Here is a 2,854-nt window from a genome sequence, read left to right as displayed (position 1 = left end):
GCCGAGAAGTGCATCTTCTGCTATCCGCGCATCGAGGCGGGCCAGCCCACGGTGTGCTCGGAAACCTGCGTGGGCCGCATCCGCTATCTGGGCGTGCTGCTCTACGACGCCGACCGCATCGAAAAAGCCGCGAGCGTGGCCGACGAGAAGGACCTCTATCAGGCCCAGCTCGACGTATTCCTCGATCCGTTCGATCCGGCCGTGATCGAGCAGGCTGCGCGCGACGGCGTTCCGCAGGCGTGGATCGACGGCGCGCAGCGCTCGCCGGTCTACAAGATGGCGATCGACTGGCGCATCGCGTTCCCGCTGCACCCCGAGTACCGCACGCTGCCGATGGTCTGGTACGTGCCGCCGCTTTCGCCCATCAACTCGGCTGCGAATAGCGGCGACCTCGGCATGAACGGCTACCTGCCCGATGTGGAGTCGCTGCGCATTCCGCTGCGCTATCTGGCGAACCTGCTGACGGCAGGCGACGAGCAGCCCGTGAAGTTGGCGCTCGAGCGCATGCTCGCGATGCGCGCGTTCATGCGCGCGCGTCACGTGGACCGCGTGGACGCCACTCAGGTGCTCGACCAAGCGGGGCTGTCGCTGCATCAGGTCGAAGAGATGTACCGCTATCTCGCGATCGCGAATTACGAAGACCGCTTCGTGATTCCCACCACGCACCGCGAATATGCGGAAGACGCCTTCGATCTGCGCTCGGGTTGCGGCTTCACGTTCGGCAACGGCTACTCGGACGGCCGCAGCGAGGCGAGCCTGTTCGCGCCCAAGACCGGCCAGCGCCGGATTCCGATTCAGGAGATCTGAATGTTTGCGCCCCGCCCACCCAATAGCCTCACGTTCCGGCTGCTGGCCGCGTGCCTCGAATACCCGACCGATGCGCTGATCGGCGCACTCGATGAAGCGCGCGAGCTCGTGCGAAGCGAGCGCGCGCTACGCGGCGAGACGCGCGAGCATCTGCTGCGCTTTCTCGACTACCTCGGCTCGCGCGACCTGCTCTCGCTGCAAGAGAACTATGTCGCGCTGTTCGACCGCGGCCGCGCCACTTCGCTGCATCTGTTCGAGCATGTGCACGGCGAGTCGCGCGATCGCGGCCAGGCGATGATCGACCTGAAGCAGATGTACGAGGGCCACGGCCTGCTGCTCGGCCCCGAGCAGTTGCCCGACTATCTGCCGGTGTTCCTCGAATATCTCTCGATACTCGAAGCCGGCGAGGCGCGCTCGCTGCTCGGCGAAACCGTTGCGATCCTGGAGGCGATCACCGCCGAGCTGAACCGCCGCAACAGCCACTACGCGTATGTGACGGGCGCGGTACTCGCGCTCGCGGGCAACACCGGAGCAGAGCTGCCCGAAGACGCGCACGACGACGACGCGAACGCGCCGCACGACAGCCAGGATCTCGATGCGCTCGACGCCGCCTGGACCGAGGAGCCCGTGAAATTCATGGGCAATACGCAGCCGGCGGTGGCGCCCGTGGAGTTCCATGCGCGCCGTCCGTCACGCTGAAATCCCGCACGACAGCACCCAGTATCAGGTTCAGTACCCCGCGCAAGCATTCCGCGCACTCAGCAAGGAGCAGTCATGGGCCAATATTTCCACCAGTTCCTGTTCGGCATCTATCCGTACATTTGCCTGGCGGTGCTGCTGTTCGGCTCGCTGGTACGGTTCGACCGCGAGCAATACACCTGGAAGAGCGACTCGTCACAACTGCTGCGGCGCGGCGCGCTGCGCGTCGGCAGCAATCTCTTTCACTGGGGCATCCTCGTCGTGGTGATGGGCCACTTCGTAGGCTTTCTCGCCCCGCACTGGCTCGTCGCGCCGTTCATCTCGGCGTCCATGCACCAGTTGCTCGCGATGGTCGCGGGCGGCACCGCGGGCTTCTTTGCCATCATCGGGCTCACGATGCTGATCGCGCGGCGCCTCGGCGACGCGCGCATCCGCCACAACAGCAAGACGTGGGACATCGTGATCGTGCTGATGCTGTGGGTGCAGCTCGCGCTGGGGCTCGGCACCGTCGTGCTCTCGGCGGGCCACATGGACGGCGCGATGTTCGAGCAGCTCACCGACTACGTGAAAGGCGTGGTGACATTCCGCGGCAACATCGCAGGCCTGCTCGACGGCGTGCCGCTCGTCTACCAGACGCACATCGCGCTCGGCTTCACGATCTTTCTCGTTTCGCCGTTCACGCGCATGGTGCACATCTGGAGCGGCATCGCCTCGGTGGCCTATCTGCTGCGTCCTTACCAGCTCGTGCGCAAGCGCTGAAACATCAAGGAGACCTGTGCATGAATGCCGATTCGCAAGCCGTAACGGGCGCAGCAACCCACGCGCCCGCTCGCGTGAACCATGTTGAAATCGATCTGAACGCGATCGCCGAGGAAAGCCGCCATCACGCCGACGACCCCGACCCGCAGCTCGCGGCGCGCCGGGCGCTGGTGGTGCGCGAACTGCTGCGCCAGCGCGCGGTGCAGCTCGAATTGATCGACGCGGCAAGCCCGCTCGACGACGACGTGCTCGAAGCACTGCTCGCGCGCGAGTTGCGCACGCCGGAGCCGACGCCCGAGGACTGCCGGCGCTTCTACGAGCAGCACCCCACGCGCTTCATCCGCAACGAGATCGTCTATGCGAGCCATATTCTCTTTGCCGTGACGGACCGCGTGCCGCTCGCGCTTCTGCGCCAGAAGGCCGAGGAGACGCTCAACGCGCTGCTGGCCGCGCCGGACACCTTCGAAGCGCGCGCCCGCGAACTGTCGAACTGCCCCTCGGCGGGCGTGGGCGGCAGCCTCGGCCAGTTGATGCGCGGCGACACCGTGCCCGAGTTCGAGAGCGCGCTGTTCGACCACGCCGAGGAAGG

General features: G+C 66.1%; 4 protein-coding genes. All 4 read left to right on the top strand.

The genetic code is table 11. The features are described from left to right. Nucleotides 1–807: 4Fe-4S dicluster domain-containing protein (locus tag HV773_RS36280; RefSeq protein WP_343052444.1), on the top strand; the 807-nt coding region annotated here is incomplete at its 5' end. After that, nucleotides 808–1,506 carry a nitrate reductase molybdenum cofactor assembly chaperone gene (narJ, locus tag HV773_RS36275; protein ID WP_175198523.1) on the top strand — a complete coding sequence of 233 codons (699 nt, stop codon included), beginning with the start codon at nt 808–810 and terminating at the stop codon, nt 1,504–1,506. A 75-nt stretch (nt 1,507–1,581) separates the two neighbouring features. Continuing rightward, nucleotides 1,582–2,265, top strand: coding sequence for a respiratory nitrate reductase subunit gamma (gene narI, locus HV773_RS36270; protein WP_175198522.1), 684 nt, complete (start codon nt 1,582–1,584; stop codon nt 2,263–2,265). A gap of 20 nt (nt 2,266–2,285) precedes the next feature. Then, nucleotides 2,286–2,854, top strand: a 569-nt coding sequence (locus HV773_RS36265; protein ID WP_175198521.1) for a peptidylprolyl isomerase, incomplete at its 3' end; no start/stop codon positions are given.

The sequence above is a fragment of the Paraburkholderia caffeinitolerans genome, from assembly GCF_902859945.1.
GTDB lineage: Bacteria > Pseudomonadota > Gammaproteobacteria > Burkholderiales > Burkholderiaceae > Paraburkholderia > Paraburkholderia caffeinitolerans.
This window is presented reverse-complemented; position numbering and strand designations above follow the sequence as displayed.

Excerpts from the sequence above, each read along its gene's own strand:
- narJ (WP_175198523.1), top strand. The coding sequence starts at position 808 with ATGTTTGCGCCCCGCCCACCCAATAGCCTCACGTTCCGGCTGCTGGCC.
- narI (WP_175198522.1), top strand. The coding sequence starts at position 1,582 with ATGGGCCAATATTTCCACCAGTTCCTGTTCGGCATCTATCCGTACATT.